Source organism: Actinocrispum sp. NPDC049592 (genome assembly GCF_040675465.1).
GTDB lineage: Bacteria > Actinomycetota > Actinomycetes > Mycobacteriales > Pseudonocardiaceae > Kibdelosporangium.
This window is the reverse complement of record NZ_JBFAPA010000001.1, coordinates 111,450-134,005: the sequence shown is the minus strand read 5'-3', so window position 1 is coordinate 134,005 and position 22,556 is coordinate 111,450. Positions and strand designations below refer to the sequence as shown.

Here is a 22,556-nt window from a genome sequence, read left to right as displayed (position 1 = left end):
CGAACGGCCATGTCTCGCCCGTGTCAGGGGCATGTCAGCGACTGTCGTGATCGTGGGCGCAACACACCACCACGAGAGGCGATCCGATGAGCCAGAAGGTCGGCATCCCGCACGGTCTGCCCATGGAGCGCGATGCGAACCCGTTCGACCCGCCCCGGCAGATCACCCGGCTGCGCAGCGCGCGGCCGGTCAGTCCGATGATCTTCCCCGACGGTCACGAGGGCTGGCTGGTAACCGGCTACGAGGCGGTCCGCCAGGTGATGGCCGACACCCGGTTCAGCTCCCGGCTCGACCTCGGTGTCATCCACGTGCCGTTCGAGACGCCTGGCATGCCCGTGGCCACCGAACCGTCCCCGCAGATGCCGGGCGTGTTCATCTCGATGGACCCACCGGACCACGGCCGGCTGCGCAAGCGCCTGACCGGCGCGTTCACCGTCAAGCGGATGAAACTGCTCGAGGAGCACATCAACGACATCGTCGAGCGTCAGCTGGACCACCTGGCCCGGCTGGCCCCGCCGGTCGACCTGGTCAGGGAGTTCGCGCTGCCGGTGCCGTCGCTGGTGATCTGCGAGCTGCTCGGGGTCCCCTACGAGGACCGGGAGACCTTCCAGGCCAACTCCGCCCAGTTCCTGGTCCGGGACCAGTCGCTGGAGGACAAGATGGCCGCGGTGGGCGCGCTGACCGGGTACCTCGCCCAGCTGGTCGTCGGCAAGCGCGCCGAGCCGGGTGAGGACCTGCTGTCCGACCTGGCCCGGCAGGACGACCTGAGCATCGAGGAGCTGGTCGGGGTCGCCTTCCTGCTGCTGCTCGCCGGGCACGAGACCACCGCCAACATGCTCGCGCTGGGTACGTTCGCGCTGGTGGAGCACCCCGAGCAGATGGCCGAACTGCGCGCCACCCCGGAGCTGATCCCGGACGCGGTCGAGGAGCTGCTGCGCTACCTGTCCATCGGCGACATCTTCTACCGCTACGCCACCGAGGACCTGGAGCTCGGCGGCGAGACGATCGCCAAGGGGTCGACCGTCGTCGTGTCGATGCTGGCCGCCAACCACGACCCGCAGCGCTTCGACAACCCGGACACTTTGGACATTCACCGGCAAGCCCGCGGTCACCTCGCCTTCGGACACGGCGTTCACCAGTGCCTCGGCCAGCAACTGGCCCGCATCGAGATGCGCGCCGGGTTCGAGGGGCTGCTGCGCCGGTTCCCGGCCCTCCAGCTCGCCGTTCCGGCCCGTGAGGTGAAGCTCCGCACCGACATGAACATCTACGGCGTCCACGCACTGCCGGTCACCTGGGCGTAAGCGCTGATCCGGGCCACGTTCGCCCCGGGCACTACACCGAGAACACCGCTCCAGACGTCGACACATCACGCGAGACCGCACCCGAACGCTGAACGGTTTCCGGCCCTCATGGCAAAGGCGGGGTGTAAGGGCACAGCGAGACGAGGAGCGTGATGACCTCAGACGCGGAACTGATCGGCAAATCGCTGGACGGTGACGGAGAGGCCTTTGTGGAGCTGATCTGCCGTCACGAGCGGGCGATCGGCGCCTACCTCACCCGGCGGGTGGGACGCGAGGCGGCCGAGGACCTGCTCGGGGAGGTGTGGGTCGCGGCCTTCGAGTCCCGGAGCACCTACGACCGGGCCTACCCCGAGGCGCGGCCGTGGCTGTACGGGGTGGCGCTGAACAAGATGCGCCGCCACTGGCGGTCCCGGCCGGCCGAGGACCCGGTACCGGACGCGACGAGCCTGGCGAACGGGTGGGACCCCTGGTCGGCGGTGGACGCCCGGGTGGACACCCAGTCGGTGCTCCGGAGCGTGCTGGCGAGGCTGCAGCCGGAGGAGCGCGAGGTCCTGACCCTCGTCGCCTGGGAGGACCTGACGGTCGCCGACGCCGCGCGGGCGCTCGGCATGCCGGCCGGGACCGCCCGCCGCCTGCTGCACCAGGCCCGCACGGCTTTGCGGACCGCGCCCGAAGTAGCGGCCCTGTTGACCAACGCGAACGTGTGAAGGAGAGCTCGTGATCATGGATGAGATGGACCTGGTCGGCCAGCTGAAAGAGGTCCCGCCGCTGCGTCCGGAGGCCTACGAGCGGGCGCGGACGATGCTCGGGACGGCGATGGCACAGACCGGGACCATGCGGGTGGCGGCGCCGGCGCGCAAGGAGAAGCCCGGCTGGGTCCGCAACTTTCGGCTGGGCCTGATGGGCAAGGTCGGTATCGGCGCCGTTGGTGCGGCTGCCGTCGCGGCGGTCGTGGTGTCCGTCGGTACGTCGGGGGTGAGCCCCGCACCGTCGTCCGGGACGACGGCCGAGGCGCCTCCGGTCGGTTCGAAGCTGGTGTCGCTGGCCGCGGACGTCAAGGCGACCGACGGCACGCTTCCCGGGGACGCGTCGCTGGTCATCCGCAACCGCACCGCGCCGGACGGCAAGCCGTACATCACCTACAACCTGTACACCGACAAGGGCGCGGAGTACGTCTCCGAGACGAAGGCCGAGCTGTCCGCGGCGGTCGCCCACGACGACAACCTCGCCGACCCGGTGGACGCCAAGGAGATCGCCGCGGCGCGCGACGCGGCCAAGGGTGACCTCAACAAGGCACGGCAGGACATGGTCAACGCCGTCCCCAACGGGTGGGGCCTGGGCCTGGGCCCCGCCGAGGCGCAGGCGGCCTGGGACAAGTCCGAGGCCGAGCGGGTCCGGATCCTGAAGATGAAGGGGGTCGCCGACGCGCAGCCGCGGCCGCGGCCCACCGGCAAGGGCATGGACGGCTACATCAACAACAGCCTCTGGGTCAACAGCCTCAACGCGCTGACCAGGGGTGCGGCCAACGCCCAGGTCCGGGCGGGTGTGCTGCGGCTGATCTCGACCATCCCGGATGTCACCGTCGAGGAGACGACCAGCGACGGCCAGGCCGCGCTGGCTCTCACCGCGGGACCGGCGATCTTCGGCGGCACCGGCGGGCAGGTGCTGACGATCAACGCCAAGACCGGGTTGCCGATCAGCTCCGTCGCGAAGCCGGGCCCCGGCGAGAAGCCGATGCCGGCGGACACCTACAAGTCCGCCCGGGTGACCGTGGCCGACATCAAGGCGGGCAAGTTCTGACCCGGATAAGTCGAATAAAACCGGCCGCGTCGCCCACCTGGGGTGACGCGGCCGGTTCGCTTTTTCCGCAACTTGGTGATGAACATCGACACAGCGTTGAAGGAATGCATGTCCACATCAAACGCATCGAGTCCGACTTACAGGTCTGGGCGCCCGGCCGGGCGCTGTCAGGGCTGCCTGCTGTGGGCGGGTTCGGGGAGGTGGTGGTCGGCCCAGGCGGAGATCTGGTCGAGGACCGGCATCAGGGCCTCGCCGGCCGTGGTGAGCCGGTAGGTCACCGTGATCGGCGGGCCCTCCTGGACCGTTCTGGACACCAGACCGCTTTCGGTGAGGGTGGTCAGGCGTTCGGACAGGACCGAGTCGCTGACCTTGCCGAGGGCTCGCGACAGCTCGCGGTAGCCGGCCGGGCCGCGGCCGAGGACGCCCAGCAGCATCGCCGTCCAGCGGGTGCCCAGGATGGTGAATGCCCGGGTCAGTGCCGCGTCGGCGCTCGCGCAGTCGTCGTGAGCCACGGGTCAATGGTAGCCAGCGATGGCACTTCGTTTTTCGATGTGACTACTATTTGAACTAGTCACATCTCGTCAAAGGAGTGTCATGAAGATCGGATTCACGTTGCCGCAGACCGGCGCCGTGGCGTGGCAGGCGGCGGAGGCCGGTAGGTATGCCCGTGAGGCCGAGAACCTCGGTGCGGACAGCCTGTGGGTGATCGACCGGCTGCTGGCGCCGGTCGATCCGAAGGTCGGGTACAACGGCGCGGACGACTTCCCCGAGGAGTTCCGGGCCCTGCTGGACCCGTTCGCGCTGATGGCCGTGGCCGCGAGCGCCACCGAGCGGGTGCTGGTCGGCAGCAACATCATCAACGCCCCCTACTACTCGCCCGCGGTGCTGGCCCGGATGTTCACCACCCTGGACGTGCTCAGCGGCGGCCGGTTCGTGCCCGGTCTGGGCGCGGGCTGGTCGCCGGAGGAGTTCGAGGCGGTGGGCGTGCCGATCAGCGAACGCGGTGAGCGCCTCGACGAGGCCTTGGACGTGTTCGAGCACCTGTGGACCGCGAACCCGGCTGAGCACAACGGAAAGCACTGGACGATCGCGGCCACCCGCAGCGAGCTCAAGCCGGTCCGCAAGCCGCCGATCTACCTCGCCGGCTTCGCGCCGGCCGCCATGAAGCGGGTCGCCCGCCGCGCCGACGGCTGGCTGCCCGCGCTGGTTCTGCCGCAGGCCACCGACGTCGACCTGATGATCAACCGGCCGCTGGAGCAGATCCACGGCCTGATGGCGGAGATCGGCCGCGATCCCAAGTCCCTCGACATGATCCTGCGCATCTACCCGACGATCCGCACAGACACGGTGGTCCAGGACGTGGCGGCCGTGATCAAGCGCGTTGGCGAGCAGACCGAGGTCCGGCACGTCCTGGTCGACCTGATGTACCAGGCCGACGACATCGACACCATGCTCAAGCTGGTCGGCGGGATCCTCGCCGCGGCCCGCTGACCGGTCACGCGGGTGGGGCGAGGCGGTTGATGAGGTCGCGGATGTGGTGGGTGTAGCGGGTTTCGAACTCCGGGTCGGACGGGTCGACCCCGAAGAGTTTCCGCACCAGGTCGGGCACGACCACCGGGATGCTGGTGATGCCGATCAGGGACAGCAGCAGGCAGGCCGGGTCGATCGACGGGTCGATCTCGCCTGCCTGCTGGCGGTTGGTGAGGCCGGACAGGTCCTGGACCGGCTCCTCGTCGGGGACCGGGTCGCCGCCACAGCCCGCCGCGAGCCCGCGCCACATCATCAGGCGGGTGCCGCGTGGGTCTGCGAGGCTCGCATGGAGGTACTTCGCGGCCACGTCCGCGGCTGACTGGGTGGGGTCGTCGAAGGTGGCCTCGACTTCCAGCCACTGCCGCTGCAGCGCCCGGTACAGGCCTTCCTTGCCGCCGAAGTAGTAGTTGATCAGCTGCTTGTTCACGCCCGCGCGCTCGGCGATCTCCTGCACCCGCGCGCCCGCGTACCCCTTGGAGGCGAACACGTCGTACGCGGCCGCCAGCAGTTGGCGCCGGGACCGCTCGGCATCCGCCTGACGCTCCTCCGGCGCTGGTGACCGACGTGGACTGCCCGGTTCGCGCACCGGTGAAGGCTATCATTCAGCTATTTGGTTGACGAGATTTAACAACCGGTTGATACTCGTCGTATGACCATTCTGGTAACTGGGGCGACCGGCGCTGTCGGTCGCGGTGTGGTTGATCTCCTGCGCCAAGCCGGGGTTCCCGTCCGGCCCGCCTCGCGCAACCCGGCGGGCGACACTCACAAGCTCGACCTGACCGACCCGGGCACGTTCGCGGACGCCCTTGCCGGCGTTGACAAGGTCTTCCTGTACGCCGAGCCGTCCACTGTGGACGAGTTCGTCGCCGCCGCCGAGCAGGCGGGAGTGCGGCACGTCGTGGTGCTCTCCTCGATCTCGGTGGGGTATCCGGGGGCGGACAGGAACCCGATCGCCCTGCGGCACAGCCTGGTCGAGGACGCCGTGCAGCGGTCCGGCCTGGGGTGGACGTTCCTGCGCGGTGGTTTCTTCGCCACGAACATCCGCCAGTGGGCGCAGCCGATCCGCGAGACCGGCGTGGCCCGCATCGCTTACCCGGAGCAGCAGGTGGCGCCGGTCCACGAGAAGGACCTGGCCGCCGTGGCCGTCGCGAGCCTGCTGGAAGACCGGCACAACAAGGAGATCTACACCCTGACCGGCCCGGAGTCGCTGACCGTGCGCGAGATCATCGCGCAGATCTCGGCGGACACCGGCAAGCCCGTCGAGGTCCACCAGCTCAGCAAGGAAGAAGCCCTGCAGGACATGACCGACCGGTTGCGCAGCAAGGAAGCCGCTGAGGCGATGCTGCGCTACATGGAACGCACCGTCGGCGTCGCAGCCGATGTCACCGACGACGTCGAGCGCGCGACCGGTACACCCGCCCGTAGCTTCCAGGAATGGGTGCGGGACCACCGGAAGGAGTTCGTGGCATGACCATCCTGGTGACGGGCGCGACCGGGAACGTCGGCCGCGCGGTGGTGGATCTCCTGCTGCAGCAAGGCGTTGAGGTCCGCGCGACCTCGCGCAACCCGGACACCCTGCCCGACGGCGTCGACAAGCGGAAGGCCGACCTCGCCGAACCGGAGACCTTCGCCGACGCGCTGAAAGGCGTGGACAAGGTCTACCTGTACACCCAACCGTCCGGTGTGGACGGTTTCGTGGCACAGGCGAAGGCCGCCGGGGTCAAGCACATCGTGCTCCTGTCGGCGCAGGCCGCGCAGGATCCGGATCCGCGCAACGGCATCGCCCGGATCCACCGGATCGTCGAGGCCGCCCTGCGGGACTCCGGCCTGGCGTGGACGTTCGTCCGCCCGGGCCCGTTCGCGACGAACTCCTTGCAGTGGGCCAGATCCATCCGCAACGGCGAGACGCTCAGGCTCCCGTACGCCCAGTCGAACCTGGCGTCCATCCACGAACGGGACATCGCCGAGGTGTCCGCCCGTGCCCTCACCGAGGACGGCCACGAAGGCCAGATCTACATGCTCACCGGCCCGGAGTCGATCACGCAGGCCCGCCAGGCCGACCTGATCGGCCAGGCGATCGGGCGGCCGGTCGCCTACGAGGACCTGATCGGCGACGAGGCCCGCGAGGAGCTGACGAAACGGTTCGGCGCGCACGGCAGCGCGGCGATCGTCGACACCAGGATCCGGATCTACGAGGAGTTCCTGGGCAAGCCCGACCTGGTCACCGACACCGTCGAACGGATCACCGGCCGCCCCGCGCTGACCTACGCCCAGTGGACGCTGGACCACAAGGCGGACTTCACGGGGTAGGGATCCGAAGCGACGCCACGGTCGGCCCGCCGCGCGGGCTGTCCAGCGTCAACGTCCCGTCGAACGCGGCCAGCCGGCGGCGCAACCCGGCCAGTCCGCTGCCGCGGTCGGGGTTCGCGCCGCCCTGGCCATCGTCGGTGACCGAGATCGTCAAAATGCCATCCGAATGTCCTAATTGGATGTCAACGTGGTCGGCCCTGGCGTGTTTGGCCGCGTTGACCAGGAGTTCGTTCACGGCGAAGTACGCGGCCGACTCGATGGGGGCGTCCAGTCGATCAGACAGGGACCCGGATACGGTCACGTTCAACGGGCTGTCCAAGGCCTGCGCGCGGATCGCGTCCCCGAGCCCGCGCTCGGCCAGCACCGGCGGGTGGATCCCGCGGACGAGATCCCGCAGTTCCACCAAGGCATCCGCGGATGCCTCCCGGGACTTGGCGACCAGGTTCTTCGCCAGCTCGGGGTCCTGGTCGATCAGCCGTTCCACGGCCCCCAGCGTCATGCCCAGGGCCACCAGCCGGGCCTGGGCGCCGTCGTGCAGGTCGCGTTCGATCCGCCGCAGCTCGGCCGCCTGAGCGTCGTTGGCCTCGGCGCGGGACACGGTCAGGTGCTGAACCCGTTGCGCCAGCTGGGCAGCGGCGGTGGGAGCGAGCAGGAACCGGGACACCCGGCCCTGCAGCCGGAGCACCCAGGGTGCCGCGAAGATCGAAGCGGGCACGGCGAACAGGCCCACCGAGGTGTCCAGAAAACCCGACGCCAGGTCGCGCCAGGTCGCCGGATCGGTCATCACCCAGCGGTACATGGCCAGCCGCATCGGGATGTTGGGGGTCTTGTAGAGCTGACGGCCACGGCGGTACATGCCGTCCGCACGCCGTTGCGGCGGCGGGGGATGCGGCAGGTACGGCCGGGGGATCGGCACGTCTGTCCACTTTGTCACGAGCGAACGGCGCAGGTTGGTCAACGCCCGCCCGGACTCGATCACCGGCCGCCAGCCGAACATCCACAGGCCGAACCAGTGCATCGGGATCGCCAGCACCGCGGTCACCAGGGTCACCAGCACGCTCGCCACGGCCAGCAGGAACAGCACGAGGGCGTGCCAGATCTGCTTGACCCGCAGCTCGACGGCCTGCTCCAGCCGGGCCATCCGCCCCTCGGGACGGCCTCGCAACATCGCCGACGTCCACCGCGCGTGCAACCGGACCAGATACGGCGTCGCCAGCACACCCGCGATACCCAGCGGGACCGCCAGCGGCCACCACGAGGTCGTCGTCAGCCACACGCCGAACGCCAGCGCTCCCGGCCCGAGCCCGGCCAGCGGACCGCCGACCAGGGGCTCGCAGAACAGCCAGGCCAGGTCGCGGCGGGCGCCCGGGTCGTCGGTCACCCAGTCCAGCCGCCGGGAGAACTCGTGCCACCACGGGTTGCGCACCAGCCGGTTGTTGACCTGGTAGTAGCCCTCCTCGTCGGGCTCCATCGGCGCGGGCGGGTCCCAGTAGATCCCCACGTTGGACACCCCGGCCAGCGTGCGGGCCATCGACGAGAACCGGCGGACCCGCAGCATCGCCCACGGCGCCGGGAACACGAAGCAGAACGCGACGATGACCAGGACCAGGACCGGCAGGCAGGCGAGCGCGACCGCGAACAGCAGCGCGCTGCGGGGGAGCGCTCGGATCGTGCGCATCGGACCTCCTTCCGGCCGGGGTCCATCCTCCCCGACCGGAAGATCGCCGCGCACTGCCCGCAGCCGTAGAACCGGGGTGGGGCTAGACCCCCTTCACCCGCTTCCACGATCCCGGCAGCTGCCGTTCCACCTGGGCGGCCTCGGCCTGCGCCCGGCCGTGCAGCAGGCCGAAGGTGAACGCGTTCTCGTTGGCCGCGTGCGACTGCATGGCCAGCTCACGCAGGGTGGGCAGGCTGACGACGTGGTCCTGGTACTCGCCGCCGAGCTTGGTGAACTCCTTCGCCCGCTTGCGTGCCTTGTCCGCGCGCTTGCCCAGCACCGGGACGGCCGCCTCCAGCGCGTACCGCAAGCGCTTGCCTGCCTTGCGCGCCGGGTGGATCTCTCCGGCGGCGACCCGCCGGGCGGTCTTGCGGTGGGCGCGGGCGAGGTGCACGGGCAGTTCCTTGCGTGCCTTGCGGCCGGCCTTCTTGGTCAGTGGCGGCTCGGCCACCAGCGCGTCGAGCCGGTCGAGCAGTTTCATGTACCGCTTGCTGCGCAACGTCTGCAGGACGTGTTCGCCGGCCTCCTGCTGCAGCGGTCCGAAGTGCCGGGTCAGGCGCGCCTGCACCGGGCCGGGCACCAGTTCGACCGGCAGTGACGAGACCGCCTGCTGGATCCGGTCGTACTGCACTTCGAGGTCCCGGGCCGGGCTGAGCCGTTGCCCGAGCCAGCGCAGCTCGGCGGCCAGGTCGCCGGTATCGAGCAGGCGCCGGTAGACCCGCAACGCGCTGCGCAACCGGCGGGTGGCCACGCGCATCTGGTGCACGGCGTCGTCCGTGTCCTGCCGTACCAGGATGTCGTAGTGCTTGAGGGTGTCGACCTGTCCGGCGATGTACGCGATCACCGCGGTCCCGGCCTTGGCCTTGCGGTGCACGGGTTCGCGTTTCTCGATCGGCCGGTTGAGGGCGCGGCTGAGCTTCGACGGCACCTTCGAGCGCCGGAACCCGGCCCGCCGCAGGTTCTCCTCGGCGGCGTCGAGCAGGTCCCGCGGCCCTTCGCCGAGCTCCACCTCTAACTCGCGCCAGGACTTGTCGTCCGTGGTGACCCGGTCGTCGGTCACCTCGGCGAGCAGCTTTCCCTTGCGGCCCAGCAGTTCCCAGCGGGTGCGGTTGGTCCGGATGTGGGCGACCGGCTCGAGCGGCTCGCCCCGGGTGATGCCCTGCACCAGCGTCGCCAGGTCGCCAAGGCTGCCGTCCAGCGGCAGCCGGATCTCCTCCCGCTGGTCGGGGCCGGCTGGGACCTTCAGGTGCCAGCCCTCGTCGGCGCCGCCCTCCCGGCGGCGCAGCGTCATCCCCGAGCGGACCAGGCGGAGGTCCGGGGTGTCGTAGTAGATCGCTTCGAGCGTCTCGTGCTTCGGCCCCGACGTCGTGGTCACGCCCGGGATCGTGTCCAAGGCGGGCACGCTGGTGTCGGACTCGGCCTCGTACTTGCGTTCGATCTCGGCATGAGTTGTCACCGAAGTCGGCTACCCGGGCAGCGTTATCGTGAAACAGGCGCCGCCCTCGGGAGCGGGCCCGGCCCGCACCGAACCCCCCATACGGGTCACCAGGCCGTGCACGATCGCCAGCCCCAGACCGGTACCGACCGGCCGCACGCCCGCGTACCGCTTGTACAGCGCGCCCCGGTCGAACGCGACCCGATAGTCCTCTTCGGACAGTCCCGGACCGCCGTCGCGGACCTGGAAAGTGCGGCCCAGCAACGACAACACGATTGGCCGTCCGGACGGCGTCACCCGCAACGCGTTCTCCATCAGCCCGTCCAGCGCCTGCCTGAGCCGCCGGGGATCGGTGTGGGCCATGATCGGCTGGCCGGACGCCTCCAACCGGAAGGCGACGCCCTCGGCCGCGCACCTGGCCGACCACACGTCGGCCATTTCCCTTGCCACACCGGAAAGATCGACTGTCGTCAGGTCCAGCCGGAAGTCGTCGGCGGACAGCCTGGCCAGGTCCAGCAGGTCGCCGACCAGGCGTTCCAGCCGGTGCGACTCCTTCTCGATGGTCTTGCCGACGTCAGCCGCCTCCGGCCCGGTGACCACGCCGTCGGCCAGCGACTCGGCGAACCCGCGCACCGCGGTCAACGGCGTCCGCAGCTCGTGGGACACCGACAACAGGAAGTCGCGCTGCCGGGATTCGCTGCGCTGCAACGCATCCGCGAGCGCGTTCACCGAGACGGCGACGTCGGCCACCTCGGTCGGCCCCTCGACCGGAACCCGCAGATCCCGCCTGCCGCCCCGCATGGTGTGTGCGACCTGAGCGGTCCGCCGGAGCGGACGGGCCAGCAGGCGCCCCAGCAGGACCCCGGCGACCGCGGCGACCGCGAGCCCGATGCCCAGCGCCACCAGGATGTTCCCGAGCAGCTTCCGGGCCGTGGACCGGTCCCCGGCGGGCTGCTGCACCAGGACGAACCCGCCGCGCGGGGTCGCGCGTGCCTCGATCAGCCAGGTGTGACCGTTGTACTCGGTGACCTTGGAATGGTCACTGCCGTCCAGCACATCCGCCTGCCGGGCAATGGTCACCGCGGTGGTGTCGCCGGTCACGGCCCCTCGCGGGCCGATGTTCACCGCGAGAATGTTCTGCCCCTTCAGGATCTCCACGATCCGCGGCCGCAGCAGCAGCTGGCCGCCCTCGTCGAGCTGGGCGGCCACCACGGTCGCCTGGTCGGACAGCACGGACCTGCTGACGCTCTGGGCGGTGTTCACCACCAGGCGCCAGGACACCAGCCCGGCCACGATCGCCGCGATGCCCGCGACGAGCAGGCACAGTGACGTGATCCGGACCGCGAGCGTGGTCCGGCGGCGGTTCACTTGGCCTCCGCGGCGTAACCCACGCCCCGGACTGTCCTTATTGGACTGTCGTCGCCGAGTTTCGCGCGCAGCTGGGCGACATGCACGTCCACGGTCCGGGTCCCGGCGGCGGCCTCGTACCCCCAGACCGCGCTGAGCAGCTGTTCGCGCGCGTAGACCCGGCCGGGTGCGCGCATCAGGTGCTCGAGCAGGTCGAACTCGGTGGAGGTCAGGCTCACCTCGCGGTCCCCGGCCCAGGCGCGGCGCTGCTCGACGTTGAGCTTGGTCGTGCCGACCGCGAGCACCTCCCGCCCCGGCGGGCCGGCCGCGCGGCGCAACACGGTTCGCACGCGCGCGACCAGCTCCCGTGGGCTGAAGGGCTTGGTGACGTAGTCGTCGGCGCCCATCTCCAGGCCGAGCACCCGGTCCACCTCGTCGTCGCGGGCGGTGACGAACAGGATCGGCGTCCAGTCATCGGCCGCGCGCAGCTGGCGGCACACCTCGATGCCGTCCATCCCGGGCAGCCCGATGTCGAGCACGACCGCGACCGGCCGCAGCCGCTTCACCGCGGCCAGCGCGCCGGGGCCATCGGGTTCGAAGTGCACGCCGAACCCGTCGCGGCGCAGGTAGAGGCCGACGAGATCGGCGATCGACTGCTCGTCCTCGACGATGAGCACCAGGCCCTTATGGCTCATTCAACTCCGACTCGACACTGTTGAGTGTGGACTCGATGGAGTCTAGGTCCCCGGTCGGCGGCGGGCTGGTGGTCTCCTTCACGCACCCGCCCAGCAGCAGGGCGGCGACCGCGAAGGCCGCGGCTAGCCGCTTCACTTGCCGCAGTACTTCTGCTTGTAGGCGTTGATCTGGTCAATCGCCTTGCGGACCAGGGCGACGCGGTCGTCGCGGTGCTGGGCCTTGCCGTTGAGCCAGTCGGCCTGGGCGTCGTTGCCCGCGGTCTTGGCGCGTTCGGCCCGCGCCCGCAGGTTGGCCGAGGAGCCCTTGGTGCCGGCGTCGCCGGTGATCCGGGCGATCAGCTTGTTGGCCCTGTCCTCGATCTTGGGGATGCGGGTGTCGCAGACGCGTTTGACGTCGAACGTCGGCGGCGCGGCCGGCGGGGTGCTCGGGTCGGCGCTGGCGGCCGTGCCCATCAGGGTCAGGGTGATGACGGTGACGCCACTCGCCGCGGCGATGCGTTGTGTCCACTTGGTCATGGCAGTAACTCTGACGGCTCACCATGAGCGGAACGTCCGGCGAATGTTCGGGTTGTGTAAGCCCGCTACGCGTCGGCCACGGACCGCCGAAGCTCCGACTGCGCCCAGTCACGGCGGGTGTCGGCGACCGGCAGGCTGCGCAGCAACGCCTCCAGGACGGCCAGGTCCGGGGTGGTGCGCGCGAACACCCACAGCGTGTCCGAGTCGCCGCGTTCGATGACGAGGTTGCGCAGCTGGGCGTGCACCGCCTCGCGTTCCGCGCACACGCCCGGGGCCAGCGACCGCGGCAGCAGCGGCCCGCGCCAGAGCGCGACCGTGTGGCGGACCTTCCGTTCCCGCAACGGACCCCGCAGGTTGAGGAAGTCCGCGTCCACCTCGGCGGCCAGCCGGTAGGGCTTGGTGACGATGACGGATGTGCCCAGTTGCGTGCGCAGCCGGTGAATTTCCGCGCGCACGCTCACCGGGTTGCCGCATTCCCCGTACAGCTCCAGAGCCAGCTGCTCGGCGGTCATTCCCTTGGGGTGCAACGCGAGCAGCGCCAGGATCTCGGCGTGCCGCAGGGTCAGCGGGATCTCCCGGCCGTCCATCAGCGCCTTCGGCTCGTTGACGCCGAGGAACGGCAATGTCAGCAACGGCAACCGGTGCCCGGTGGCACCGGCCGGCATCACCCGCAGCAGGAACCCTTCGGACAACGGTTCCAGCAGCGCCTGGCGGCCGTCGGGCAGCCACAACGAGTCGCGTTCGACATCCACTTTGGACGGTAGTGGCCCGCAGGACTCGGCGGCGATGACGCGGCCGTTGCGGTTGAGCAGCGCGCCCGCGCGCAAACCCGTCAAATGCCGCATATTGCGCAGCCGCAGGCGTTCGTCGCGCAACGCCAGCGAAACCTTCAACTGGTTCTCGGCGAGCTGTGCCGCCGCGGACACCAGGGCGAGGGTCGAAGGGTGCATTGTGGACAGTGGGCCGGTGACATCGATGACACCGATGATCGTGCCGGTCTCCGGGTCGTGCACCGGTGCGGCCGCGCAGGTCCATGGATGGTACGTACGTACAAGGTGTTCGGTGGCGTGGATCATCACCGGCCCGTCGACCGCGAGCGCGGTGCCCATCGCGTTGGTGCCGATGGCGTCCTCGGTCCAGCGGGTGCCCTCGGTCAGCCCCACCCGGTCCGCGTTCACCCGCACCCGTGCGCTGCCCTCGCGCCACAACAGGTGCCCGGCCGCGTCGGTGATGATCATGACGTGCTCGGCCTCGTCGGCGATCGAGACCAGCATCGCGCGCAACGCGGGCATCACCGGCGCCAGCGGGTGGTCCGCGCGCAGCTCGGCGACCTCACCCTGGTCGTACACCATGGGTGGTACACCGTGGTCCGGATCCACCTTGGCCGCGAGAGATCGTTGCCACGAAGCGGTAACCAGCGGCCGCAGCGCGCCTTCCGGCGAGCCGGGCGAGTGGACCCCGTCCCGCAACCGGCTCACCAGGTGTGCATACCCGCGTTCGGTCATTTCCCCATGCCTCTGCAACGTGACTGCAACCCGGCCTCTTCTAGCGTCGGCCCGATGTACCCATGAAAGCATGCGGGGAGGCGTGAGGGCATGAGCAGGTACACCGCTCCTGGGGAGCCCGGGTGCGTCGTTCGGTTCGCGGGCCGCTACGACCATTTCATCGGCGGCGAGTACGTCTCGCCCGCGGAAGGACGGTATTTCGCCGACACCAGCCCGGTCACCGGCGAGGCGTTCGCCGAAGTCGCCGACGGCACGGTGGAGGACGTCTCACTGGCGTGGGAACAGGCGCACGGCGCCGCCGCACGCTGGTCGAAGACCGCGGTGGCCGAACGGGCGGTCATCCTGACCGAGATCGCCGACCGGATCGAGGACAACCTGGAGGCGCTGGCGGTCGCGGAGAGCTGGGAGACCGGAAAACCGGTTCGCGAAACGCTCGGTGCCGATCTTCCGTTGGCGGCGGATCATTTCCGTTATTTCGCGGGCGCGATCCGGGCCAAGGAATGCACTCGTTCGCTTGTCGACGGATCGGTCGTGGTCCATGGCGTGCGAAAGCCGCTGGGCGTGGTGTCGCGGTCGATCTCGTGGGACTTCCCGATGCTCAACGCGGCCTGGGTGCTCGCGCCCGCTCTCGCCACGGGTAACACGGTTGTGCTCAAGCCCGCGATGCAAACCCCGGTGTCACTGCACGTTCTGCTCGGGGTGATCGCGGATCTGGTGCCGCCCGGCGTGATCAACGTGGTCAACGGTTACGCCGGCGAGCCGCCGGGGGGCCGGGGACCAGCGGTGTTCTTCGGTGATGTGACCGGTCGCGGTGACGGGTTCGCAGGCCGTGCACTGGACGGTTTCGCCACGGGCACCTCGCTGGCCCTCGTGCAGCATGGCCGGTACGAGCAGTTCCTCGAGGCGGCGTTGGGGCGCGTCGAGGCTCTCGTACCCGGCCACCCCCTGGATCCGGCCACCACGGTGGGTGCGCTGGTGAGCGCGGACGAGCTGGGCAAAGTCTTGTGGTACATCGACAACGCCGTCTCGTCGGGCGCGGTCGTGCGGTGCGGCGGCGGCCGGCTGGACCTCGGCGGTCCCCTCACCGGGGGATATTTCGTGGCACCGACCATGATCGAGGGCGACAAGAACCGCGTTCCGCCCGGCTGGCCGGTGATCTCGGCCGGCCGGTTCAACGACTTCGACGACGCGGTGAAGCTGGTCAACGACCTGCCCGCGGGCAGCGGCGTGTCGGTCTGGTCACGTGACACGGGCGTGGGATTCCGTGCCGCGCAAGCGATCCACGCGGATCGGGTGTGGGTCAACAACGACCACACGTTCCCGGCTGAAGCGGTTTATGGCCACGAGGACCGGCACGGCCTGCTCCCGCAGTACTGGCGCGAACGCCGGCTCCTGGTCAACTACGGTCCTTAGTGGACTTGAGCGGCGGGGGCGCGGAGCCCCCGCCGCTCGCGTCCTACCAGGGAACCTTCGGGGACCGGTAGAAGTTGATCCCCTGCGGCACCCAGCGGGCGCCCTGGTGGGCCAGCCGGACCCGGAACGACGCCCAGTCGTGCGTGGACCACGGCGACCAGCCCAGCTCGGCGTAGGCGGGCAGCCGCGGGAACGCCATGAACTCGATGTCCGCGCTGTCGGTGATCGTCTCGGTCCACAGTGGCGCCTCGATGCCGAACACCGACGACTCGCCGACGTCCTTGAGGAACGCGCCCGGGTTCCAGCCGTACGCGTCGTCCACCTCGATCAGCGCGGCCCAGTCCTGGCCGAGCGGGGTGTTCTCGTCGTACTTCATGTCCAAATAGGACTTGTGCGCGGGCGACATCAGGATCTTGTTGCCCCGCGCGGCGGCCGCGGCCACGTCCGGGTCGACGTCGTCGGTTCCCCAGAACTGGGGCACCGCCGAGGTGCGCAGATCGGACTTGACGATCTCGTGCCAGCCGGTGACCTTCTTTCCGTACTTGGCCACGATCGGCAGCACCCGGTTCATGAACGTGGTGTAGTCCGCCGGCGGCGTGGAATGCGCCTCGTCGCCGCCGATGTGCAGGTACTCGCCCGGGGTGATCCTGGCGAGCTGGCGGACGACGTCGTCGACGAACTTGTAGGTGATCTCCTTGCCGACGCACAGCGAGCTGAAACCGACGTCGGTGCCGGTGTAGAGCGGCGGGGCCACGCCGTTGCAGTTCAGCTCGGCGTAGGAGGCCAGGGCCGCGTTCGTGTGCCCGGGCATGTCGATCTCGGGCACGATGGTGATGAACCTGCTCCGCGCGTACCGGACCAGCTCGGCGTAGTCGCGCTCGGTGTAGAAGCCGCCGGGCGTGCCGCCGACCTCGAGGCTGCCGCCGTAGCCGGTCAGCCGGGGCCAGCCGGGGATCTCGATCCGCCAGCCCTGGTCGTCGGCCAGGTGCAGGTGCAGGCGGTTGATCTTGTACTGGGCGATCTGGTCGATGTAGCGCTTGACCTCGGCCACGCTGAAGAAGTGCCGGGCCACGTCCAGCATCGTGCCGCGGTAGGCCATCCGCGGGTAGTCCACGATCCTGCCGCCGGGCACGACCCACGGGCCGGGCTGGCGGGTCCGGTTCTCCACCTTGGCGGGCAGCAGCTGGCGCAGCGTCTGCGTTCCCGCGAAGAGACCGGCGGGGGTGTTGGCCCGGATGACGATCTCCGAGCGCTTGACGGTCAGCTCGTAGCCTTCGGCGCCGACCTTGCGGTCGGCGCCGCCGAGCTTCAGGGATATTCCGTTGCCGTGGAACCACGAAGGCAGCACCGGGATCAGGTAGCCGGTGGAGGGCCGGAGGATCGAGGCCAGCTGGGTGCCGATGTCCCCGGCACCCCGGTCGGCCCAGATGACGGTCCCCCAGTTCAGCTGAAATGCCTGTCGTGCATCCGGCGTGACCGACACCGGGGCGGGTACGACGTCCGACAAGGACTTGCCGGCCGATAACGCCTCATCAGCACTCGCCGGGCTGCAAACACCGGTCGCGGCGACGGTCGACACCGTCACTGCCGCGAGTAGTCGACGTACGAGCACAGGTCCTCCCGCGTTCTTACTGGCGGCGACCACTTCAAGGTATAGACCAATCACTCCAGGTCACAACGGCCGATTGTCGCTACGGGGTTACGGATGACACCCTGTTGCCCGTGGTGCGCTCTCGTCTGCTCGTCGTCCTGACCGCCTTAGCGGCACTCGCCGCCTGTGGCAAACCCGTTGCCGGCCCGGCCACAACGGTCGACCTGTCCGTGAAACCGGCCGACTACGTCGACGTCTTCAGCTGGTCACAGGGCATCCCATCGGGTGCGCGCCCGATCCAGGGCGTGTTCAAGGGCCCGCACTTCGCCTACCAGTTCGGCGCGATGTCGGTCCGCCCGACGACCGACGAGACCAGCGGCAGCCTGGAGACCGGGCCCGCCAGCGCCGCGCCCGGCTACGAGTTCCTGGTGCTCTACCGGTTGCAGAGCGACGACTCGTACGCGCCACCGCCCGAGGGTGCGCCCTCGTTGCCGGTGGACGTCGTGGTCAAGGACGTGCGCAAGCGTTTGCCCCGGCCGATCACGCCCGGCAGTGGCGTCATCATCAGCGTGCCCACCGGTTCGGACGCCACCCTCGAGGTCACCGACGACAAGCCCTACTCGTACAGCGTCCGTGACGGCAGTGGCCCGGCCCCGTCCGTCGACGCGGCCCCACGTTCGGGATCGAGTTCGGGGTCGGCGGCGGGCAGGCAGGTCCGCTGGCAGAACGGCGACTATTCGGCCCAGGGCTCCTACCAGGGGCAACGCACCTCGGGCCCGCTCGCGGTGACGTTGACGCTCGGCGACGGCGCCGAGCTGAACGCGTCCATCGCGGGCGTGGCGAACCCGCCCGCCAAGCACGTCTGGCTGCACCTGAAGAACGCCAAGATCAGCACCGACGACAACCAGCTCAAGGTGGACATGAGCCGCAGCGTCGTGCTGACCCTCCCGGACGGCACCAAGGTCACGCCCAAGTCGGGCGTCACCGGCCTGCTGTTCCCCGTGCCGGACCCGTTCACCGCGGGCGTGCTCACCATCGCCCCGGAGTTCCCCTCGGGCAGCACGGCCAAGTGGAGCACCAAACCCGAACCCAAGGACATCCAGCTGACGGTGTCGTAGGTGTCTTAGGTGTCTTAGGGGCGTAGGACGGGCCTCAGCGCGTCCAGGACCGCCGGGTCCTCGATCGTCGACGGGACCGGCTCGTCGCGGCCGTCCGCGATGCCCCGCATGGTCTTGCGCAGGATCTTCCCGGAGCGGGTCTTCGGCAGGCCGTTGACCACGGAGATGTCCCTGAAGGCGGCGACCGGGCCGATGTCCCGGCGCACTGCGGCCACCAGTTCGTCGGCCAGGGTCTGCTCGTCGATCTCCACCCCGGCCTTGAGCACCACGAACCCTCGGGGGAGCTGGCCTTTCAGCTCGTCCCGGACCCCGATCACCGCGCATTCGGCGACGGCCGGGTGGGACGCGAGCACGGCCTCCATCGAACCTGTGGACAACCGGTGCCCGGCCACGTTGATGACGTCGTCGGTCCGGCCCATGACGTAGACGTAGCCGTCCTCGTCGATGTACCCGCCGTCGCCTGTCAAGTAGTAGCCGGGGAATGTGGACAGGTACGACTCCAGGTACCGCTTGTCGTCGTTCCACAAGGTCGGCAGCGTGCCCGGCGGCAACGGCAGCCGGATCGCGATCGCACCTTCTTGCCCTGGGGGCAACGCCGACCCGTCCGGGTGAAGAACCCGGACGTCGTAGCCGGGCACGGGCACGGTCGGCGAGCCGGGCTTGATCGGCATCGGCTCCAGGCCCCGCAGGTTCGCGCAGACCGGCCAGCCCGTCTCGGTCTGCCACCAGTGGTCGACCACCGGCACGCCGAGCTTGTCGGTCGCCCAGTGGTAGGTCTCCGGGTCGAGCCGTTCGCCGGCCAGGAACAGGGTCTTGAACCTCGACAGGTCGTATTTGGCCAGTTCCTTGGCCTCGGGGTCGACGCGTTTGATCGCGCGGAACGCCGTCGGCGCGGTGAACAGGGCTTTCACCCCGTGCTCGGCGATCACCCGCCAGAACGCGCCCGCGTCCGGAGTGCCGACCGGTTTTCCCTCGTAGAGCACGGTTGTGGCGCCGACGAGCAGGGGCGCGTAGACGATGTACGAGTGGCCGACGACCCAGCCGACGTCCGACGCCGTCCAGAACACGTCGCCGGGGTCGATGTCGTAGACGGCCTTCAGCGACCACGCGAGCGCCACCGCGTGCCCGCCGTTGTCCCGTACGACGCCTTTGGGACGACCGGTAGTACCCGAGGTGTACAGGATGTACAGCGGGTCTGTAGCGGCCACTGGGACGCAGTCGTGGGGTTGTGCGGTGGCGACCAGGGTGTCCCAGTCGATGTCCTTCGCGCCCATCTCGGCCGTCGCCTGCGGCCGTTGCGTGACGACGACGTGGTCTGGCTGGTGCTGGGTCCGGCTCAGCGCCTCGTCGATGATCGGCTTGTAGGCGACCACCCGGGTCGGCTCGATCCCGCACGACGCCGCCACGATGACCTTGGGCCGGGCGTCCTCGATGCGGCTGGCCAGCTCTTTCGGCGCGAACCCACCGAACACCACGGAGTGCACCGCGCCCAGCCGTGCGCACGCGAGCATCGCTACCACAGCGCGCGGGATCATGGGCATGTAAATGATCACGCGGTCACCTTTGGCGACCCCAAGACCCGCCAGGGCGCCCGCGAAGACCGCGACCTCGTCCCGAAGCTCACGATAGGTGAACGTTTGCTTGCTGCCGGTGACAGGCGAGTCGTAGATCAGCGCGGTCCGGCCGGAGTCCACGTGCCGGTCCAACGCGTTGAAGCAGGTGTTGAGCTCGCCGTCGGGGAACCACCGGTAGAACGGGGCATTGCTCTCGTCCAGCGCTGTGGTGGGCGGTTTCGTCCAGTCCAGCGCGGTCGAGGCCGGGAGCCAGAACCCGTCACGATCGGTCAGGCTGCGCCGATATGCGTCCCGGTAGTCACCCATGCCAGCACTCTGCCACCCATGCAACCTGGATGCCCATGGCACGTCCCGCTAACAGCGTCCACGGTTGCCTAACCTCGCCCACGCCGCTGGACATATGGTGGTCAGTGCTCACGTCGGGTGAGCGCCACAGAGGAGGGGATCGTGGACGGCCTGGTCGGAATGGCGGCGAGTCTGCTGTCGTTCGCCCACACCGTTTTCGGGCCGGGGATCTGGCCGGGGGAATGGATTTGGGCGACCATCGCCGCGGGTTTCTTCCTCGCGGTGTTCCCCATGCTCGCCTCGTTGCTGGTCGCGCTGATCCGCAAGGGCACCGGCAACGCCTACAACGCCACGACGGTCACCATCTTCGCGATCATCGGGCTGACGTTCGCGCTGATCATCCCGTGGGTGCTGACGATCGGGATGTCGCAGGTCTACTCGTCGGTGTTCGGCGGGGGTCCCTCGTTCGGGCTGTCCGGGGCCGAGGTCACCTCGCTGCAGAAGTCGGACAACCTGCTGATCGGCCCGCAGGTGGCGTTCCTCGGTGGCGGACCCACGGTCTACGACGTGCTCACCCGGCCCAGCGGCGGTCCGCTGTACGCGGTGGACATCGCACGGCTGGTCGCTCTGCCGGGTGCGGCGGCGTTGTTCGTGATCCTGCAGGCGCGCACCGCGATGCGGCGCGGGCCGAAGTGGCCGGGCCGGCTGATCTGGCTGCCGTTCGTGGCCTTCCTGCTGTTCAGCGTGGGCGTCGAGGCAAATACCGCGTTCCTCCTGTGGATCGGGCTGCTGCTGGGCAGTGTGCTGGCGATGATCCCGGTGCTGGTGATCGGGCCGCCGACGTGGACGGCCATCAACCGGTCGGTCCAGGAGGAGCAGCAGCCACCCCCTCCGCCGCAGCAACCACTGGCTCAGCACCAGCAGCAGCCTCCGCCGTCGAAACAGCAGATCCCGCCGTACCGGCCGGAACCGTCGCCGCCGCCGTTCCGGGGTGAGCCGCCTTTGTTGTCCGGTCAGCAGAACTCGGAGCTGCTGGCCGGCCGCCAGCGGCCCGCCAAGCTCGCGGACACCCCTGGGCCGCTGCCGTTCCCGCTGGCTGGGGGCGCGCCGCCGCCGGTCAAGCCGCCGATGACCCGCCAGGTAACCGGGAACAGCATGTGGACCCGGTCGGGTGGCCGGTTCCAGAAGATCAAGGCGTTGGGGCATGGCGGGTTCGGCACGGTGTGGCTGGCCATGGACACCCAGCTGGACCGGACCGTGGCCGTGAAGATGGCGCACGCCCCCGATGCCGAGACCGAGCAGCGGATGTTGCGTGAGGCGCGTGCCCTGGCGGCCGTGCGGCACCCGAACTGTGTGCGGGTCTACGACATCGTCGAGGACGAGGACGGCCTCGGCATTGTCATGGAGTACATCGAGGGCATGGCCCTGGCGGACGCCGTGCACGAGAACGGTCCGCTCGATGACATCGCCGCGGCCCGGCTGTGGGTCACGATGGCCGGTGCTTTGTCGGCGGCGCATGCGAAGGGCGTGCTGCACCGGGACATCAAGCCGTCGAACATCATGATCGACCCGTCCGGCATGCCGCACCTGATCGACTTCGGCATCGCGCGGGCGAAGGGCGACTCGACGCTGACCAAGACCGGGATGATGGTCGGGACGCCGGACTTCCTCGCGCCCGAGACCGCGGCGGGCGCCCCCGCGACCCCCGCTTCGGACGCCTGGCAGCTCGCCGCGACCGTGTCGTACGCCCTCACCGGCGAACCCCCGCGTGGTGTCCGCGAGAATCCGATGGCCGCTTTGATGGCCGCCGCCAAGGCGGAGCGGATCAGCCACCTCCCCACCAAGAGCGTGCACTACCGGCTGATCTCCGCGGCCCTCGGCGCCGACCTCGCCGGCAGGCCCACCCTCGACACCGTGATCCGGCAGACCGGCGGCTGGCTGAGCAAGGGCGGCCACCAGGAGGACGGCCCGATCACCAAAGTCGTCAAACGCGAGGACATCCAGGCGCTCGACCGGACGAAGGTGGTGAGCGACCCCGTCCGGATGAACAAACCGGTGCCCGACCCCAACCGGCCCCAAACAGGCCGCCCAGACCTGGACCGAACCCAGATATCCCACCAGGACCCGGAACGCACGCAGGTCGCGCGCCCCGACCAATCCCGCCAGGACCCGGAGCGCACCCAACTCAGCCGCCCCCCAGGCCAAGACCCTGAGCGCACCCAGCTCAGTCGCCCGGACCAGCTTCGTCAGGACTCGGGTCGTCCGGATCAGGTGCAGGCTGGCCGTCCCGGTCAGGATCCTGAGCGCACTCAGTTCAGCCGTCCGGACCAGCTTCGTCAGGACTCGGGTCGTCCGGATCAGGTGCAGGCTGGCCGTCCCGGTCAGGATCCTGAGCGCACTCAGTTCAGCCGTCCGGACG

19 protein-coding genes are annotated in these 22,556 nt (G+C 69.6%); 9 read left to right on the top strand and 10 right to left on the bottom strand.

Translation table 11 applies throughout. The features are described from left to right. The first annotated feature begins 86 nt into the window (after nt 1-86). The 3 genes from AB0J95_RS00610 to AB0J95_RS00600 all read left to right on the top strand — a co-directional run bounded on the left by AB0J95_RS00610 (nt 87) and on the right by AB0J95_RS00600 (nt 3,101). Nucleotides 87-1,301 carry a cytochrome P450 gene (locus AB0J95_RS00610; RefSeq protein ID WP_364750322.1) on the top strand — a complete coding sequence of 405 codons (1,215 nt, stop codon included), beginning with the start codon at nt 87-89 and terminating at the stop codon, nt 1,299-1,301. Between the two features lie 152 nt (nt 1,302-1,453). Next, nucleotides 1,454-2,008: a sigma-70 family RNA polymerase sigma factor gene (locus AB0J95_RS00605; RefSeq protein WP_364750319.1), complete on the top strand. Its 555-nt coding sequence runs from the start codon at nt 1,454-1,456 to the stop codon at nt 2,006-2,008. A 16-nt stretch (nt 2,009-2,024) separates the two neighbouring features. Continuing rightward, nucleotides 2,025-3,101, top strand: coding sequence for a hypothetical protein (locus AB0J95_RS00600; protein WP_364753370.1), 1,077 nt, complete (start codon nt 2,025-2,027; stop codon nt 3,099-3,101). Between the two features lie 167 nt (nt 3,102-3,268). On the opposite strand, the gene AB0J95_RS00595 is transcribed toward AB0J95_RS00600, so the two are convergent. Continuing rightward, nucleotides 3,269-3,613, bottom strand: coding sequence for a helix-turn-helix domain-containing protein (locus AB0J95_RS00595; protein ID WP_364750316.1), 345 nt, complete (start codon nt 3,611-3,613; stop codon nt 3,269-3,271). A gap of 82 nt (nt 3,614-3,695) precedes the next feature. On the opposite strand from AB0J95_RS00595, the gene AB0J95_RS00590 reads away from it, so the two are divergent. Next, complete coding sequence (locus AB0J95_RS00590) at nt 3,696-4,592, top strand: TIGR03619 family F420-dependent LLM class oxidoreductase (RefSeq protein ID WP_364750313.1); 897 nt, start codon at nt 3,696-3,698, stop codon at nt 4,590-4,592. 4 nt (nt 4,593-4,596) lie between these two features. Here the strand turns inward: AB0J95_RS00590 and AB0J95_RS00585 are convergent, their stop codons facing one another. Beyond that, on the bottom strand, nt 4,597-5,217 hold the full coding sequence (locus tag AB0J95_RS00585; RefSeq protein WP_364750310.1) for a TetR family transcriptional regulator: 621 nt from the start codon (nt 5,215-5,217) through the stop codon (nt 4,597-4,599). A gap of 63 nt (nt 5,218-5,280) precedes the next feature. Here AB0J95_RS00585 and AB0J95_RS00580 point away from each other — a divergent pair, with 63 nt between their 5' ends. Together AB0J95_RS00580 and AB0J95_RS00575 are read left to right on the top strand one after the other, a co-directional pair. Then, on the top strand, nt 5,281-6,102 hold the full coding sequence (locus AB0J95_RS00580) for an NAD(P)H-binding protein (protein ID WP_364750307.1): 822 nt from the start codon (nt 5,281-5,283) through the stop codon (nt 6,100-6,102). After that, nucleotides 6,099-6,941: an SDR family oxidoreductase gene (locus AB0J95_RS00575; protein WP_364750304.1), complete on the top strand. Its 843-nt coding sequence runs from the start codon at nt 6,099-6,101 to the stop codon at nt 6,939-6,941. The genes AB0J95_RS00580 and AB0J95_RS00575 overlap by 4 nt, the downstream gene beginning before the upstream one ends. Here the strand turns inward: AB0J95_RS00575 and AB0J95_RS00570 are convergent. The 6 genes from AB0J95_RS00570 to AB0J95_RS00545 form a co-directional block, all read right to left on the bottom strand. Continuing rightward, nucleotides 6,931-8,619: a sensor histidine kinase gene (locus AB0J95_RS00570; RefSeq protein WP_364750301.1), complete on the bottom strand. Its 1,689-nt coding sequence runs from the start codon at nt 8,617-8,619 to the stop codon at nt 6,931-6,933. The two genes, AB0J95_RS00575 and AB0J95_RS00570, sit on opposite strands and share 11 nt — an antisense overlap. Nucleotides 8,620-8,701: 82 nt before the next feature. Further along, nucleotides 8,702-10,114 carry a CYTH and CHAD domain-containing protein gene (locus tag AB0J95_RS00565; protein ID WP_364750298.1) on the bottom strand — a complete coding sequence of 471 codons (1,413 nt, stop codon included), beginning with the start codon at nt 10,112-10,114 and terminating at the stop codon, nt 8,702-8,704. A gap of 9 nt (nt 10,115-10,123) precedes the next feature. Then, entirely contained in the window at nt 10,124-11,461 is a 1,338-nt protein-coding gene (locus AB0J95_RS00560; RefSeq protein WP_364750295.1) for a HAMP domain-containing sensor histidine kinase, read from the bottom strand. After that, entirely contained in the window at nt 11,458-12,135 is a 678-nt protein-coding gene (locus tag AB0J95_RS00555; RefSeq protein WP_364750292.1) for a response regulator transcription factor, read from the bottom strand. Before AB0J95_RS00555 ends, AB0J95_RS00560 begins: the two co-directional genes overlap by 4 nt. A gap of 132 nt (nt 12,136-12,267) precedes the next feature. Continuing rightward, nucleotides 12,268-12,651: a hypothetical protein gene (locus tag AB0J95_RS00550; protein WP_364750290.1), complete on the bottom strand. Its 384-nt coding sequence runs from the start codon at nt 12,649-12,651 to the stop codon at nt 12,268-12,270. A gap of 65 nt (nt 12,652-12,716) precedes the next feature. After that, nucleotides 12,717-14,156 carry a GAF domain-containing protein gene (locus tag AB0J95_RS00545; RefSeq protein WP_364750288.1) on the bottom strand — a complete coding sequence of 480 codons (1,440 nt, stop codon included), beginning with the start codon at nt 14,154-14,156 and terminating at the stop codon, nt 12,717-12,719. Between the two features lie 90 nt (nt 14,157-14,246). Between AB0J95_RS00545 and AB0J95_RS00540 the strand changes: the two genes are divergently transcribed. Further along, nucleotides 14,247-15,569, top strand: a complete 1,323-nt coding sequence (locus AB0J95_RS00540) for an aldehyde dehydrogenase family protein (protein ID WP_364750285.1) — start codon at nt 14,247-14,249, stop codon at nt 15,567-15,569. Between the two features lie 43 nt (nt 15,570-15,612). Here AB0J95_RS00540 and AB0J95_RS00535 read toward each other — a convergent pair whose 3' ends face one another. Continuing rightward, complete coding sequence (locus tag AB0J95_RS00535) at nt 15,613-17,154, bottom strand: beta-N-acetylhexosaminidase (protein WP_364753368.1); 1,542 nt, start codon at nt 17,152-17,154, stop codon at nt 15,613-15,615. 137 nt (nt 17,155-17,291) lie between these two features. Between AB0J95_RS00535 and AB0J95_RS00530 the strand changes: the two genes are divergently transcribed. Next, on the top strand, nt 17,292-18,278 hold the full coding sequence (locus AB0J95_RS00530; protein ID WP_364750283.1) for a hypothetical protein: 987 nt from the start codon (nt 17,292-17,294) through the stop codon (nt 18,276-18,278). 14 nt (nt 18,279-18,292) lie between these two features. Here AB0J95_RS00530 and AB0J95_RS00525 read toward each other — a convergent pair whose 3' ends face one another. Then, nucleotides 18,293-20,158: a propionyl-CoA synthetase gene (locus tag AB0J95_RS00525; RefSeq protein ID WP_364750280.1), complete on the bottom strand. Its 1,866-nt coding sequence runs from the start codon at nt 20,156-20,158 to the stop codon at nt 18,293-18,295. Nucleotides 20,159-20,299: 141 nt separating this feature from the next. On the opposite strand from AB0J95_RS00525, the gene AB0J95_RS00520 reads away from it, so the two are divergent. Further along, on the top strand, nt 20,300-22,556 hold a 2,257-nt coding region (locus AB0J95_RS00520), incomplete at its 3' end, for a protein kinase (RefSeq protein WP_364750277.1).

Coding starts and splice junctions, on each gene's coding strand:
- AB0J95_RS00610 (WP_364750322.1), top strand. CDS start 87: ATGAGCCAGAAGGTCGGCATCCCGCACGGTCTGCCCATGGAGCGCGAT.
- AB0J95_RS00605 (WP_364750319.1), top strand. CDS start 1,454: ATGACCTCAGACGCGGAACTGATCGGCAAATCGCTGGACGGTGACGGA.
- AB0J95_RS00600 (WP_364753370.1), top strand. CDS start 2,025: ATGGATGAGATGGACCTGGTCGGCCAGCTGAAAGAGGTCCCGCCGCTG.
- AB0J95_RS00590 (WP_364750313.1), top strand. CDS start 3,696: ATGAAGATCGGATTCACGTTGCCGCAGACCGGCGCCGTGGCGTGGCAG.
- AB0J95_RS00580 (WP_364750307.1), top strand. CDS start 5,281: ATGACCATTCTGGTAACTGGGGCGACCGGCGCTGTCGGTCGCGGTGTG.
- AB0J95_RS00575 (WP_364750304.1), top strand. CDS start 6,099: ATGACCATCCTGGTGACGGGCGCGACCGGGAACGTCGGCCGCGCGGTG.
- AB0J95_RS00570 (WP_364750301.1), bottom strand. CDS start 8,619: ATGCGCACGATCCGAGCGCTCCCCCGCAGCGCGCTGCTGTTCGCGGTC.
- AB0J95_RS00555 (WP_364750292.1), bottom strand. CDS start 12,135: ATGAGCCATAAGGGCCTGGTGCTCATCGTCGAGGACGAGCAGTCGATC.
- AB0J95_RS00550 (WP_364750290.1), bottom strand. CDS start 12,651: ATGACCAAGTGGACACAACGCATCGCCGCGGCGAGTGGCGTCACCGTC.
- AB0J95_RS00545 (WP_364750288.1), bottom strand. CDS start 14,156: ATGACCGAACGCGGGTATGCACACCTGGTGAGCCGGTTGCGGGACGGG.
- AB0J95_RS00540 (WP_364750285.1), top strand. CDS start 14,247: ATGAGCAGGTACACCGCTCCTGGGGAGCCCGGGTGCGTCGTTCGGTTC.
- AB0J95_RS00525 (WP_364750280.1), bottom strand. CDS start 20,158: ATGGGTGACTACCGGGACGCATATCGGCGCAGCCTGACCGATCGTGAC.